The 13,291-nt window shown below is 76.3% G+C and carries 11 protein-coding genes; 5 read left to right on the forward strand and 6 right to left on the reverse strand.

Going from position 1 to position 13,291, the window contains the following annotated elements; translation table 11 throughout:
- Positions 1–52 precede the first annotated feature (52 nt).
- Positions 53–2,371 (forward strand): hypothetical protein, encoded by a 2,319-nt coding sequence (locus RMN57_RS29170; protein WP_313766260.1) that lies wholly within the window; start codon positions 53–55, stop codon positions 2,369–2,371.
- 118 nt (positions 2,372–2,489) lie between these two features.
- On the opposite strand, the gene RMN57_RS29175 is transcribed toward RMN57_RS29170, so the two are convergent.
- Both RMN57_RS29175 and RMN57_RS29180 read right to left on the reverse strand, forming a co-directional pair.
- Positions 2,490–3,560: a transglycosylase SLT domain-containing protein gene (locus tag RMN57_RS29175; protein ID WP_313766261.1), complete on the reverse strand. Its 1,071-nt coding sequence runs from the start codon at positions 3,558–3,560 to the stop codon at positions 2,490–2,492.
- A gap of 247 nt (positions 3,561–3,807) precedes the next feature.
- Positions 3,808–4,662, reverse strand: a complete 855-nt coding sequence (locus RMN57_RS29180) for a helical backbone metal receptor (RefSeq protein WP_313766262.1) — start codon at positions 4,660–4,662, stop codon at positions 3,808–3,810.
- A gap of 129 nt (positions 4,663–4,791) precedes the next feature.
- Between RMN57_RS29180 and RMN57_RS29185 the strand changes: the two genes are divergently transcribed.
- Genes RMN57_RS29185 through RMN57_RS29195 form a run of 3 tightly spaced genes read left to right on the forward strand, consistent with a single transcriptional unit; the run spans position 4,792 to position 7,812 of the window.
- The gene (locus RMN57_RS29185) at positions 4,792–5,886 is read left to right on the forward strand and encodes an ABC transporter substrate-binding protein (RefSeq protein ID WP_313766263.1); all 1,095 of its coding nucleotides are present in this window, start codon (positions 4,792–4,794) and stop codon (positions 5,884–5,886) included.
- Positions 5,887–5,899: 13 nt separating this feature from the next.
- On the forward strand, positions 5,900–6,994 hold the full coding sequence (locus tag RMN57_RS29190; protein ID WP_313766264.1) for an iron ABC transporter permease: 1,095 nt from the start codon (positions 5,900–5,902) through the stop codon (positions 6,992–6,994).
- Positions 6,991–7,812 carry an ABC transporter ATP-binding protein gene (locus RMN57_RS29195; RefSeq protein WP_313766265.1) on the forward strand — a complete coding sequence of 274 codons (822 nt, stop codon included), beginning with the start codon at positions 6,991–6,993 and terminating at the stop codon, positions 7,810–7,812. Before RMN57_RS29190 ends, RMN57_RS29195 begins: the two co-directional genes overlap by 4 nt.
- Here the strand turns inward: RMN57_RS29195 and RMN57_RS29200 are convergent.
- From RMN57_RS29200 to RMN57_RS29215, 4 genes are all read right to left on the reverse strand, one after another.
- Positions 7,797–8,810, reverse strand: a complete 1,014-nt coding sequence (locus RMN57_RS29200; protein ID WP_313766266.1) for an isocyanide synthase family protein — start codon at positions 8,808–8,810, stop codon at positions 7,797–7,799. The genes RMN57_RS29195 and RMN57_RS29200 overlap by 16 nt on opposite strands.
- 166 nt (positions 8,811–8,976) lie before the next feature.
- Entirely contained in the window at positions 8,977–10,314 is a 1,338-nt protein-coding gene (locus tag RMN57_RS29205) for a cytochrome P450 (protein WP_313766267.1), read from the reverse strand.
- Between the two features lie 78 nt (positions 10,315–10,392).
- Positions 10,393–11,922: an MFS transporter gene (locus RMN57_RS29210; protein WP_313766268.1), complete on the reverse strand. Its 1,530-nt coding sequence runs from the start codon at positions 11,920–11,922 to the stop codon at positions 10,393–10,395.
- 133 nt (positions 11,923–12,055) lie between these two features.
- Positions 12,056–12,646 carry a sigma-70 family RNA polymerase sigma factor gene (locus RMN57_RS29215; RefSeq protein WP_313766269.1) on the reverse strand — a complete coding sequence of 197 codons (591 nt, stop codon included), beginning with the start codon at positions 12,644–12,646 and terminating at the stop codon, positions 12,056–12,058.
- A gap of 127 nt (positions 12,647–12,773) precedes the next feature.
- Here RMN57_RS29215 and RMN57_RS29220 point away from each other — a divergent pair, with 127 nt between their 5' ends.
- Positions 12,774–13,079, forward strand: a complete 306-nt coding sequence (locus RMN57_RS29220) for a zf-HC2 domain-containing protein (RefSeq protein WP_313766270.1) — start codon at positions 12,774–12,776, stop codon at positions 13,077–13,079.
- Positions 13,080–13,291 lie beyond the last annotated feature (212 nt).

Consider the following 13,291-nt stretch of genomic DNA (forward strand, 5'->3'; position numbering starts at 1 on the left):
GCCGTCCCCCGTCGCCCAGCCCCCGCCGCAGTCGCCCAGAACCGGACCTCACATGACAGTGCTTCACTCGCGCAACGCCGACGCGTCCGACGCCGCCGATGCCAAGGCCGCCGACGCCGAGACCGCCACGGACGCCGCCGACACCACGGACGCCACCGACCTGGAGCAGACCACGGCCCGGCCGGCTGCGACGGACCCCGACCTCCGGGACGAGCTCGGCCGCTACGCCGAGCTCGGCGCCTTCACCCTCACCGCGGAGAGCCACGCCTGGTACGCGGCCGTCGACACGGTCGCCACCCCCGAGGACGCCCGCGCCGCCTCCACCGTGCTCGCCGAGCTGCGCGGCCGCGACCTCCAGCAGACCTGGGACGCCGTCACCGCCCTCGCCGCCGACGTGAAGCTGGACGAACCGGACACCGTCGCCAAGGCGGCGCTGCTGGTCGAGCTCCTCCAGCGCGTCCACAAGACCTCCACGACGCTGGTCGGCGCCGCCTACGACGCCGACCTCGACGCACTCATCGCCGCCACCGCCGATCGGGCCTGGCGGCGCGAGCGCGGCGTCAAGCTGTCGTTCCTGAAGGTCCGCGGGCTGCGCAAGCAGGCCGCGGCGTTCGCCCTCGACGGCCGCAAGGTCCGCCCCGAGGAGCTGCACGAGGCCTTCAGCTCCGCCGAGATCGAGCGCCGGGCCTGGGCCGTCCTCGCCCCGTCCGGCACCCTGCCGAACCCGCCCGCAGACGGCGCGCTGGTCGAGAGCACCGCCACCGCCTTCGAGGCGATCGGCACCGGCCTGCGCGAGCTGGCCCGCCTGCTGCCCGCGCACGATCTGGACGGGCTGCCGTTCGGCGAGCTGATCGACCTGGTCGAGCGGCTCGCGGCGGACGAGGGCACCCTCTACCGCCTCCCCACCATCCGCTCGCTGCGCGCCACCCTGGAGGAGGCCGGCCTCGCCGACCTGCTCGCCGAGCTCACCGAGGCCCGCGCCGACCGCCGCGCGGCCGAGGCCGCCTTCACCGCCCGCCAGGCCCTGGCCGGCGGCCAGCGGGACGGTCTCGCCGGCACCCGGGACGAGGCCGAGCCGGAGCCGGAGACCGACGCGGAGACGGACGCGGAGGCGGAGGTCGAGACCGAGCCGGGCACCGCGGAGGTCGCGGAGGCGGCGGTTGCCGTCGAGCCGGAGCCGGAGGTTGTTGCGGCGGCCGAGCCCGAGGTGGTGGCCGAGGCCGCGGTCGAGCCGGACGCTGCGGACGCGGAGCCGGTGCTGGAGGCCGACGAGCTCGTCATCGAGGAGCCCGTGGCGGTTCAGCCCCTCGTCGTGACGCTCCCGGCGCCGTCCCCCGCGGCGGACGACCTGGTCGACGTCACCCCGATCCTCCCGGCGAAGCCCGAGCCCGAGGCCCAGGCCGAGGTCCAGCCCGAGGCCGAGGCCGAGGCCGCCGTGGTCGAGGTCGTCGAGGAGACGACCGAGGTCGTCCCGGCCGTGGAGGCCGCGGAGGCTCTGGAGGCCGACGAGGTCGAGGAGACGGTTGTCGAGGAGGCTGCGGACGAGGTCGCCTCGGCCGAGGTGGTCGAGGCGGCCGAGCCCGAGGTCGTTGCCGCCGAGGTCGAGGAGACCCAGCCCGAGGTCGAGACCGTGGCGGAGGCCGTGGTCGAGGTCGCCGAGCCCGAGGTCGAGGTGGCGGCCGTCGAGCCGGTCGCCGAGGAAGCCACCGCGGAGGCCGTGGCCGAGCCCGAGGTCGAGCCGGTTCTGGAGTCCGAGCAGGCCGAGCAGGCCGAGCAGGCCGAGCCCGAGGCGGCAGCCGCTGAGGCCGAGGCCACCGCGACCGCCGCCGTGGAGACCGAGGCCGAGGTGGAGCCGGTCGCCGAGGAGACCACCGAGGTCGACACGCCCGCCGTCGAGACTGCCGAGCCGGTGGCTGCCGAGGCCGAGCCCGAGGTGACGGCTGTTGAGCCGACCGCCGAGGAGACCACCCCCGAGACCGAGGCCGCCCCCGAGGCCGCCCCCGAGCCCCAGTCCGAGCCCGCGGCCGTCGCCGAGACCGTCATCGAGGCCGCGCCCGAGCCCCAGCCGGAGCCCGCGCCCGTCGTCGAGCCCGCGACCGCCGTCGAACCCGTGCCCGCCGTCGAGCCCGCGCCCGTCGTCGAGCCCGCGACCGCCGGTCGGCCGGAGAAGCCCGACTTCACTCCGGGCCGTCCGGTGACCGCCTACTCCGCCGACGAACTGCTCGCCGTCGTCCGGTGGGTGGACGGCGACGGCGTGAAGCGCAGCGACGAGGAGCTGCTCCGTGCGGCGATGAAGGAGCTGGGCTTCGCCCGCCTGGGCCCGCGCATCAAGGAGGCGCTGGGCGCCGCCGTCACCGCCGCGCGCGGCTGACCGAAGCCCGAGCGACACGGGCGAGGGCCCGGTGGGATGCGGATCGCCGCTCCCACCGGGCCCTCGCCCGTTCTGCGCTCCGGGGCATCTTCCCGTCCCGGGCGTCCAGGGCTCCCGGTCAGCCCGCCTTGGTCCAGGGCGCGCTGGACATCAGCGCCTTGACGTTGGCGACGTAGCCGGGGTTGGGGATGACCAGGCTGCCGGTGGTCGCGCCGGTGGCCGGGTCGGTGACGGTGTTGTAGTGCACGTTGCCCGCCCCCGCGTTGTACGCGGAGATGACGAGGTCGAGCAGCGGCGTCTTGCCGGTGGCCGGGTCGGGGGAGAGGTCGTACTTGCCGCCGAACGAGGAGTCGCCGTAGTAGGCGACCAGCCAGTCCAGCAGCTGGGTGCCGAGCTGGACGTTCCCGTTGAGCGTCTTCGGGTCGGAGGTCGTCCCGAACTTGCTGTTCATCCAGCTCACCGTGGCGGGCATGATCTGCATCGTCCCGATGCCGCCGTCGCAGGCGAGGATGCCGGACTGCCAGCCGCTCTCCTGCCAGGCGATCGCCTTGACCAGGCTGACCGGGAGCGGCGGGAGCTTGTCGGTGCCGCCGTTGCTGAGGTTCAGCGTGCGGGGCTGGCCGGCGGCCGCGGTGAGGGCGGCGCCGACCGCCTCCTTCGGCTCGTCGGGCTGGGGCTTGGTGGGGGTGCAGCCGCTCTGCAGCGGCGGGACGTGCGGCGTGGGCGGAGCCGGCGGCGGCGTGGGCGCGACCGGACCGGGCTTGGGCGTCGGTGCGGGCGCCGGCACCACCGCGGCCGGGCCGGGCGGCGGCGCGGGCGCGGCCTTCGGGGCCGGGTCGGCGGGCTTGGTGCCGGTGCTCGGCTTGGCGCTGCTGGGCGTCGCGGTCGGGCTGGGCTTGCCCGACTTGCCCGCCGACGCGCTCGGTGAGGCACTCCGGCCGGCGGTGGGGCTCGCGGTCGCGGTCGCGCTCGGCGAGGCATCGGCGGAGGGCGTCGCGGAGGGCGACGGCGTGGCCTCGGCGCCGGTGGTGGTCGCCACCGGGGCGGGCGTGCCCGTGCTCCCGGCGGTGTCGTCGGCCTTCTTGGTGCCGCAGCCGGTCAGCAGGGCCGTGGACACGGCGGCCGCCGAGACCAGGACCAGCGCCCGTCGTGCGCCGGTCCGTCCACGCCCGCGCTCCGCTTCCCGCACGTGGTTCCTCCCCCGCAGGTGGCCCTGCTCTTGCTCCGGCATGCGCTCGTGCCCAGGCATGGATCCCGCCCCCCCTGATGCCTCGCCGGACGGCCCGGCGAGAAGGCGACATCCTACGATGATCGGACTTTGGCATCGGCCGCCGGGGGTCGGGCCGGAACCGGGCCGGGGTCGGGCCGGGGCCGGGCCGGATTCGGGACCGGGTTCGAGCCCGAACCAGGCCGGGCCGCAGCTTCGGGTGCGGAGCTCAGGCCCGCGAGGCGCCCGCGTGCAGCTGCGCGGCCAGCACGGTCGGGGCCTCCGCCAGCGACGGCCCGTACCAGGTCAGGTGTCGGCCGTCGACCAGCGCGGTCGGGATGCCGGGGAACGCCTCGGGGCCGTCCTCTGCCGTGAACCGGTAGGGCTCGTCCGGGAGGACGACCAAGTCGGGCTCGCAGGCCATGAGTTCCGGCAGGGGGACGGCCGGGTAGCGGTCGGGGTGGTCGGCGTGGAGGAGGTCGACGCCGAGGCGGCGGAGCACGTCCCCGGCGAACGCGTCTCGGCCCAGGACCATCCACGGGCGCCGCCAGATCGGTACGACGGCGCGCCGGCGCGGGCGCAGCGCGAGCGGGCCCGGGTCGGCCCAGGCGGCCTCGGCGGCGTCCAGCCAGGCCGGGCGGGGCAGGCCGCAGCCGACGGTGAGCAGCCGGTGCAGCGAGGTGAAGGCCTGGTCCAGCGTGCGGATGTCGGTGACCCAGACCGCCAGCCCGGCGGCCCGCAGCGCGTCGAGGTCCGGGCGGCGGTTCTCCTCCTCGTTGGCGAGGACCAGGTCCGGGGCGAGTGCGGTGATCCGCCGGACGTCGGGGTTCTTGGTGCCGCCGATCCGGGTGGCCGTCAGGCCGGCGGGGTGGGTGCACCAGTCGGTGGCGCCCACGACCAGGTGGGGTGCCGTGGCGGCGACGGCCTCGGTCAGCGAGGGGACCAGCGACACCACCCGCCGCACCGGCCCGCCGCCGAGCGGCACCGCCGAGCCCAGGTCGTCCACCGGGAGGCCGGCCCGCCCGCCCGCGGCCTCCCGGGAGTCCCCGCCCACCGGTACTTGCCCGCCCGCCCGCTGCTCCATCAGCACACCCTAAGCGCCACCCGGCCGCCCCCGGCGAAAGTCGTGGGAACCGGGCGGGCGCGGCGGCCGACTACCTGGTCCGGGTTCTCAGGCCGAGCCCCGGCACGACCATTGACCAGGAGAGTTGTCATGCGCCCTCGCGTCCTCTGCGGCATCGCGGCCGCCGTCGCCCTGTTCGCCACCGCCTGCGGGAGCGGTGGTGGCGGCAGTGCGGACGGCGCAAACGCGGGCGGCGGTGGCGGACAGCCCACCGCCACCGGCGCGTTCCCGGTGAAGGTGGCGGACTGCGCGGGCAAGGAGACCACGGTCGGGCAGGCGCCGAAGAAGATCGTCACCAGCAATGCCGCGAGCCTGGAGATGCTGCTCCAGCTCGGCGCCGGCGACCGCGTCATCGGCACCGGCTTCCCCCCGGGCAAGGGCAGCCTGCCCGCGCCGCTGGCCGAGCAGGGCGCCAAGGTGCCGGTCCTCGGCACCACCGTGATCGCCAAGGAGAAGCTGCTCGGCTCCGGCGCCGACCTCTACGTGGACACCTTCGGCTCGATGCCGATGATGGGCGCGGCGGGCGCCGGGCCGACCGAGCAGGAGTTCACGGCGGCCGGCATCCAGCACGTCTTCCTCCTCTCCACCGCCTGCGCCGGAACCCCGAAGGCGGCCAAGGCGCCGCGTACCGACCTCGCCGAGGTGGAGAACGACATCCGCCGGCTCGGCGCGGTGACCGGCACCGCCGCCCGGGCCGAGGAGCTGGTGGCCGCCATGGAGCGGACCGTCGGCGAGGTGCGCACCGCGACCGCCGCCGTCCCCGCCGACCAGCGGCCGGGCTACTTCCTCTTCGACTTCGACGCCGGCACCAAGCAGCCGGTCGCCGTCTGCGGCCGGCAGGTCGCCAACGCGGTGATCACGCTGGCCGGGGCGCGCAACGTCTTCGCCGACTGCGACGCCGACTTCAAGCCGGTCTCCTGGGAGGACGTGGTGGGCAAGAACCCCGACTGGATCCAGCTCGCCGTCCGCAACCGGGGCAGTGAGGAGGAGAACCGCAAGGCCTTCGACGCGGCCGAGGCCTTCCTGCGCGACTTCCCCGCCACCCAGGGCCTGCAGGCGGTCAAGGAGGGCAGGTTCCTGCGGATCGGCTCCGAGGTCACCACCATCGCCGGGGTGCGCAACGCCGACACCGTCCGGCGGATCGCCGCCACCGTCCACCCGACGCTCGTCAAGAACGGCCAGTAGGACGGTGGCACCCGTGGCATCCGCGACCTCGGCCGCCGCCACCGCGGACGGTGAGCGGCGCCGGACGCGCACCCTGCGCGCCGGCCCGCTCGCCGCCCTGCTGGGGGTCGCCCTGGTCGCCGCGCTCACCGCGGCCGTCTCCCTCGGCTCGGTGGACATCCCGCCCGGCGAGGTCTGGTCGGTGGTCGCCCACCGGCTCACCGGCCGCGCCCCCGAGCCCGGCACCCGCGACCTCATCGTCTGGCAGCTGCGCGTGCCGCGGGCCCTGCTCGCCGCGATGGTCGGGGCCGGGCTCGGCCTCGTCGGCACCGCTGTCCAGGCCCTGGTCCGCAACCCGCTCGCCGACCCCTACCTGCTCGGGATCTCCTCCGGCGCCTCGCTCGGCGCCGTCGCCGTGATCGTCCTCGGCGGCGGGCTCGGGCTGGAGGCGGCCTTCGGCAGTGCGCTCGGGCTGACCGTCTCGCTGGCCGCCTTCCTCGGCGCGCTCGGGGCGTTCAGCCTGGTCTGGGTGCTGGCCCGGCGCGGCGGCGGCTTCTCGCCGCTGCGCCTGGTGCTGGCCGGCATCGGCATCGGGCAGTTCCTCGCCGGCTTCACCAGCTACCTCGTCCTGCAGAGCGGTGACGAACAGCGGACCAGGGGCGTGCTGTTCTGGCTGATGGGCAGCCTCGGCGGTGCCGTCTGGAGCCAACTCGCCGTACCCGCCGTCGCCGTGGCCCTCGGGCTGGCCCTGCTCCTGGCCCGCGCCCGGGGGTTGAACGCGCTCCTGATGGGCGACGAGACGGCGGCCGGCCTCGGGGTCGACGTCACCCGGCTGCGCCGTGAGATCTTCGCCGTCACCAGTGTGCTGACCGGCGTGCTGGTCGCCGTCTCCGGTGCGATCGGCTTCGTCGGGCTGATGGTGCCGCACGTCTGCCGGCTGCTGGTGGGCGGCGACCACCGCCGGCTGCTGCCGCTCTCGGCCCTCACCGGGGCGGTGCTGCTGGTGGTGGTCGACACCGCCGCCCGCACCGCGCTGGACACCCAGGAGCTGCCGATCGGCGTGGTCACCGCCGTGCTCGGCGCGCCCACCCTGCTCTACCTGCTGGACCGACGACTGGAGCGGAATTGAGGATCGCGGTCGAGGACCTGACCGTCACACTGGCCGGGCGGGAGGTGGTCGCCGGTGTCCACCTGGTCGCCAAGGAGGGCGAGATCGCCGGGCTGGTCGGACCGAACGGCAGCGGCAAGTCCAGCCTGCTGCGCACCGTCTACCGGCACTTGAAGCCGAGCGCCGGGCGTGTTCTGCTGGCCGGCCGGGAGCTGGCCGCCCTCACCCCCGCCCAGTCCGCCCGGCACATCGCCGCGCTGCCCCAGGAACGCGGCGGGGACTTCGAGTTGACCGTCCACGAGGTGGTCGCGATGGGCCGCACACCGTACAAGCGGGCGTTCGCGGCGGACGACGCCGAGGACCGCCGGGTGGTCGCCGAGGCGCTGGCCGGGGTCGGGATGGCCGAGGCTTCGGCCCGCCGGTTCGCCCAGCTCTCCGGGGGTGAGCGCCAACGCGTGCTGCTGGCACGGGCGCTGGCCCAGCAGCCGGACGTCCTGGTGCTGGACGAACCGACCAACCACCTGGACGTGCGGCACCAGGTCGAGCTGCTCGCCCTGTTGCGCGAGCAGCGCCGCACCACGCTGATCGCGCTGCACGACCTCAACGCGGCGGCCTCGGTCTGCGACCGGCTGCACGTCCTGCACCGCGGGGTCCTGGTGGCCTCGGGGGAGCCGCGCGACGTGCTGACCCCCGACCTGCTGGCGGAGGTGTTCGGCGTGCGGGCGGCGGTGGTCGAACACCCGCTCACCGGCGACCCGTTGATCGCCTTCGACCACCGCACGCCCGCCCCCGCGGCGGCGGGGGCGGGCGTGGAGCCGGAGCCTCAGCAGGTCTCGTAGTGGCTGGGCCGGCCGTCCCGCTCGACCAGGCGGCCGACCTTCGCGGCGTCCTCGCTGCGCAGCAACTCCCAGCGTCCGTCCGGGCGGTGGAGCACCGAGGAGTGCCACGGCGTCGTCCACGCGTCGGCGGCCTCCAGCAGCCGGATGCCGAACTTCAGCACACCCGCCTTCTGCGGGTGGATGGAGAGCCGGACGGACCGCGGGTGGTGTTCGGCGATGAGGTCGCCCCAGGCGCGGCTGCGCTGGATCACGGCGTAGGCGCGCCGGCGGCACTCGCGCTGCAGGGCGGACCGCGTGCCGGTGAAGCCGACGGTGTCCTCGGTGAGGAAGCGGGTGATGCCGCGGTAGAGCCGCAGCGTCTCCTCGTCGACCAGCACCTGCGCGCGCAACTCCTCGGCGGAGGGCGCGTACCGGGCGTGCACCCGGGCGCGCTTCTCGTCGTGGGGCAGGTCGCCGAGGACGGCCCGCAGGTCGAAGGTGGCCAGGTGGGTCAGGCCTGCGCGCTCGATCATCGCGGTCAGCTCGTCGGCGTACTGGTCGATGTGGTCGTCGGGGACGTGGATGAGGTCGCCGAAGATGTGGCCGTCGGAGCAGATCAGTATCTGCGCGCCGGGCGGGTAGAACGTGCCGATCTCCTCGCAGAGCCCGTTGAGGAAGGAGAGGGAGAGGCGTTCGCCCTCGTCGGGGAGGTGGCCGAGGACCTTGGCCGGGTTGGGCGACTTGCAGGGGAAGCCGGGCAGGGTGAACCGGACCGGGTCTCCGGCGGCGATGAAGTCGGCCAACTGCGCCAGCTGGAGCGGGAAGTCGCCGGCGGTGACCGGCAGCTCCGGATCGGAGGCCCGGCGGTGCGGCAGCAGCAGGTCGATGATCCCGGCGGCGATCCGGGCGACCTCCCGTGGGTCGGCGACGGCGTGGACGGCCGGCGCCGGCGCGACGGGCGCCCCGGCGGACGGCGAGGCGGACGGGGAAGAGGTGGTGAGGGTGCCGGCGGGCGGCATGGCGGGTCCTCCACGGGACGGTGGGCGGGCTTCGGGGCAGGCGGGAGCCGCGCCCCGGCGCTGGTTCGCCGGGGCGCTGCAGGGGAGTCGGGGCGGTGCAGGGAGTCGGGCGGTGCGCGGTGAGCCGTGCGCGTGGCGCGAGGGGTGAGCCGCGGGGGCCCGCGGGTCAGACCCGTCGGTCGTAGGCGACCGGCAGGCTGTTCACCCCCCGGGCCAGTACGGCGGGCACCCAGGCCAGTGAGTCGAGGTCCGCGCCCGCCGCCGTGGACGGCCGGAGCCCGGGCAGCCGGGTGAGCAGAGTGCCGAGGGCGACCTGCAGTTCGGTACGGGCCAGCGCGGCGCCGGGGCAGTAGTGGATGCCGTGGCCGAAGGCCAGGTGCGCGTTGGGGGTGCGGTCGAAGTCGAGCACGTCGGCGTCCGGGAACTGCTCGTCGTCGCGGTTGGCGGCGCAGAGCGAGACGATCACCGAGTCGCCGGCCGGCACCGTCGTCCCGTACAGGTCGCTGTCCTCGGCGAAGAAGCGCCAGGTGGTGAGCTCGAACGCGGCGTCGTGACGCAGCAGTTCCTCCACCGCCCGGCCGAGCAGGCCCGGGTCGTCGGCGATCCCGTCCCGCAGCCGGGCGAGCCGGTCGGGGTGGCGCAGCAGGGTGATCAGCATGGTGGTGATCTGGTTGGTGACGGGCTCCTGCCCGGCCACCAGCAGCTGGAACACCATGGAGTCGAGCTCCTCGGCGCTCAACCCGCCGGCGTCGTGGGCGGCGACGAGCCGGCCGAGCAGGTCGGTGCCGGGGCCGGCGGGGTCGGGGTGGGCGCGCTTGTGCGCCACCACGTCGGCGATGTAGTCCTCCAGAGCGCGCAGCCGGGCCTCGTAGGCGGGGCGGCCGGGGTCCTGCGGGCCGACGGGCTGGACCACCTTGCCCCAGTCGCGGTCGAAGCGGACGGCCAGCTCCGGCGGCAGCCCGATGGCCTCGGCCAGCACCCGGAACGGGAAGTGCGCCGCGAACCCGGCCACCAGGTCGGCGCCACCGGTCTCGGGCAGCGCGTCGACCAGCGCGTCGGCCAGTTCCCGGATCCGCGGGCGCAGCGCCTCGGCCCGGCGCGGGGTGAAGGCGTCCAGGACGAGCCGGCGCATCCGGGTGTGCTCCGGCGGGTCCTGGTGGAGCAGGTGGACCTGGAGCCGGGAGTGCTGCGGCTCCGGCATGATCGACGCCAGCTTGCGCCAGTTCGCGTTCCCCAGCGCGTGGTTCTTGCCGAGCCGGGGGTCGTTGAGGGCCTCGTGGGCGGCCTTGTAGCCGGTCACCAGCCAGGCGGCGATGCCGCTCGGGAACCGCACCCGGTGGACCGGGCCGGCCTCGCGCATCCGCCGGTAGAGCGGGTAGGGGTCCCGCTTGTACTCCGGCCCGTACAGCGGGACGGGGTCGGGGAGTTCGCCGTGGCCGAACGGGCAGCGCGGCGTGTCGTCCGCCGGGCCGGCCGCGGTCGGTTCGTGGACGGTGTCGGTCATGCGAAGGGTTCCTCCGGTCGGGTGGTCCGTGGCGGTCGGCGGTCGGCGGTGGTCGTGGTGTCCGGGGTCGGCGGTCCGTCAGTTGTGCGGCTCGGCGGTCCGGTCGGCGCCCACGGGTGCGGCGTCCTCGGCGGGACAGGTCCGGGCGGCCGGAGCGGCCTGACCGGTCCGGCCGCTCTGCTCGACGCGGGCGGTCCGGTGGGTGCGGTGGTGCAGGACGAGCAGGCCCACGGCCGTGACGGCGGCCAGCGTGGCGAGGCCGATGCCGGCCCGGACACCCGTGGCGTGGTCCTCGCCGAAGGCGCCGGCGGCGGTGGCGAGGGCCGGGCCGAGGGCGAAACCGAGGCTGCGGGACAGCTGGACCACCGAGCCCGCCGTGGCCAGCTGCCCGGGCGGGGCGGCGGTCATCACCAGGGCCTGGACGGGCCCGCCGTTGAGGCCCATCCCCGCCCCGGCGAGGGCGAGCCGCCAGGAGATGTCGGCGGGCGTCCAGTCCGCGCCGATCGGCACGAGCAGCAGCAGCCCGAGGGCCGTGACGCAGGCGCCGGTCAGCGCGGTGGGCCGGGCGCCCCAGCGGTCGGCCAGCCGCCCGCCGAAGCGGCCGGCCAGCACCATGCCCAGCGGGAAGGCCAGCATGGTCAGGGCGGTGGTGGTGGCGCTGATCCCGCCGTCGCGGCGCAGGTGCTGCGCCAGCAGGTAGTGGTTGGCGGCGAACCCGGCGGCCAGGGCCAGCACCGAGCCGTTGACGGCGGCGGTGCCGGACGCGCGCAGCACCGTCGAGACCGGCCGTCCGCCGGGGCGGCGCAGCCAGACGACGACCAGGGGAGCGGCGGGCAGCGCGAGCAGCAGCCAGGCCGGCGCCCCGGGCGCGAGGGTGAGCCCGAGCAGCACGGCGGCCACCGCGGAGCCGATCAGGGCGGCGTCGCCCAGCGAGCCCCGGGTGGACCCGCCCGGGGCCGGGCCCCGGGCGGGCGCCCGCAGGCCCCCGTCGCGCGGCGCCGCCCGGTACGTGATCGCCAGGGCGACCAGGCAGACCGGCAGCTTCACCAGGAAGACCGCCCGCCAGCCGACGTGGTCGAGCAGCAGCCCGCCCACCACCGGCCCGGTGACGGCGCCGAGCGGGCCGAGTGTCGCGGGCACGCTCATCGCCCGTCCGCGCAGCTCGGGCCGGACGGCGGTGGCGGCCAGCACCGGCATCAGGACGAACAGCACCGCGCCGAAGGCGCCCTGCGCCAGCCGGGCGGCGATCAGCCAGCCGGCCCACGGGGCCGCCGCGGCGAGCACGCTGCACAGCGCGAAGCAGCCGACGGCCAGGAGCAGCGCCGACCTGGTCCCGACCCGGTCGAGCCAGCGTCCGGCGGGCAGCAGCAGGGCGACCAGCGGCAGTTGGTAGCCGAGCACCGCCCACTGCGCGGTGGTGGCGGAGACGTGCAGGCCGTCGGCGATGTCGGTGAGGGCCAGGTTGACGACGTTCATGTCGAGCATGGCGACGAACGAGAGCAGCCCGGCGGCCACGACCAGGCTCCACCGGTCCTCCGTCCGGCCCGGACCGGCGCCCGGCCCACCCGCGCTCGGCCCACCGGCGGCCGGCGGCTGCTGCGCTGACATGGCGCTCCTCCGATTCCCCGTGCTGTACCGGACACCGCCTCGGCGGCGGGGTCCGGTACAGCAGTCGGAGGCGCGGGCGCGCTGGTTCCGAACACTTGGGGGAATTTCCCGGCCGGCCCCTCAGCCGGCCCCGTCAGCAGGCGGCGGCGAGCCGGACGGCCGGCCCGCGCGGCGGGAAGTCACCTCCCTCGGCGGCCCGGAGCCGCGCTATCAGCTCCTCGCGGGCCCGGGCGACCCGGGAGCGGACGGTGCCCACCGGGCAGCCGGCCACCTCGGCGGCCTCCGCGTAGCTCAGCCCGACCACCTGGGTGAGCACGAAGGCCTCGCGGCGCTGCGCGGGCACCCGGTCGAGCAGGTCGCCGAGGGCGATGCCGTCCTCGAACCCCGAGGCCGGCGGGGTGCCCTGCCGCTCGGCGGCCTCCTGCCAGTCCGGCAGGGCGGCGCAGCGAGGACGGGCGGCGGCGGTGCGGTAGCGGTCGACGACGGTCCGCCGGGCGATCGACAGCAGCCACGTCCGGGCGGACGAGCGTCCGGCGAACCCGGGCAGGCTGCGCAGGGCGCGCAGGAAGGTCTCCTGGGCGAGGTCGTCGGCGGACTGCACGTCGGTGAGGTGGGCGACGAACCGCCACACGTCCCGCTGGGTGGCCCGGACGAAGGCCTCGACGTCCGCCGACCGGCCCGCGCGGGCGGCGAGGGCCAGCGCGGTCAGCTGCTCGTCATCCACGGCGGCCTCCGACCCCGCGACCTCGGTGGTCCCCGTCCCCGCGCCCACGGCGGTCCCCGGCCCCGGGACCCCGGTGGTCTCCCACCCGGTCCGTCCGGGGTGCGGAGGCGTGCGGGACGATGGGCATATGAGATGCGCCGACTTCCGCACCGCCCTCTCCGCCCGCCTCGACGGCGAGCCGACCGGCGTACCGGACCGGCGGCTGGACAAGCACGTCGCCCGGTGCGCGACCTGCCGCGAGTGGCTGGAGCGGGCGGAGCGGCTGCGCGGCGCGGTGCCGGCGGCCGGGGCCGACGGGCCGCCGGCGGACTGGTCGGCAGCCCTCTTCACCCGTCTGGGCGAGGCCGGTGGTGTGCCGGGAAGCGGGGCCGTCGACGGTGCGGCCGGCGGGGCGGGCCGTCCCGGGCAGGGGGACGGTCGGCAGGGCGGGTAGGACGGTGGCGCCGGTCGGAGCCGGTGCGCCGTCGTAGTCAGGCATGGAAGGTCCTGAGGGGGAAGGCGTGGGAGCGGTGCCGCTGCGGGCGGCACGGGCTCGGCGTCGGTGGGCGCCCGGGCGCCGCGGCACCGCGGTGGGGCGGCGGCGGACACGGACGCGGGCCCCGGCGGCGCGGCCGATCGGCGGCGCCACGGCACGGGGCGACCTGC

This window comes from Kitasatospora sp. CM 4170, from assembly GCF_032110285.1.
Lineage (GTDB): Bacteria > Actinomycetota > Actinomycetes > Streptomycetales > Streptomycetaceae > Kitasatospora > Kitasatospora aburaviensis.

Excerpts from the sequence above, each read along its gene's own strand:
- RMN57_RS29170 (WP_313766260.1), top strand. The coding sequence starts at position 53 with ATGACAGTGCTTCACTCGCGCAACGCCGACGCGTCCGACGCCGCCGAT.
- RMN57_RS29210 (WP_313766268.1), bottom strand. The coding sequence starts at position 11,922 with ATGTCAGCGCAGCAGCCGCCGGCCGCCGGTGGGCCGAGCGCGGGTGGG.
- RMN57_RS29200 (WP_313766266.1), bottom strand. The coding sequence starts at position 8,810 with ATGCCGCCCGCCGGCACCCTCACCACCTCTTCCCCGTCCGCCTCGCCG.
- RMN57_RS29220 (WP_313766270.1), top strand. The coding sequence starts at position 12,774 with ATGAGATGCGCCGACTTCCGCACCGCCCTCTCCGCCCGCCTCGACGGC.
- RMN57_RS29205 (WP_313766267.1), bottom strand. The coding sequence starts at position 10,314 with ATGACCGACACCGTCCACGAACCGACCGCGGCCGGCCCGGCGGACGAC.
- RMN57_RS29185 (WP_313766263.1), top strand. The coding sequence starts at position 4,792 with ATGCGCCCTCGCGTCCTCTGCGGCATCGCGGCCGCCGTCGCCCTGTTC.
- RMN57_RS29180 (WP_313766262.1), bottom strand. The coding sequence starts at position 4,662 with ATGGAGCAGCGGGCGGGCGGGCAAGTACCGGTGGGCGGGGACTCCCGG.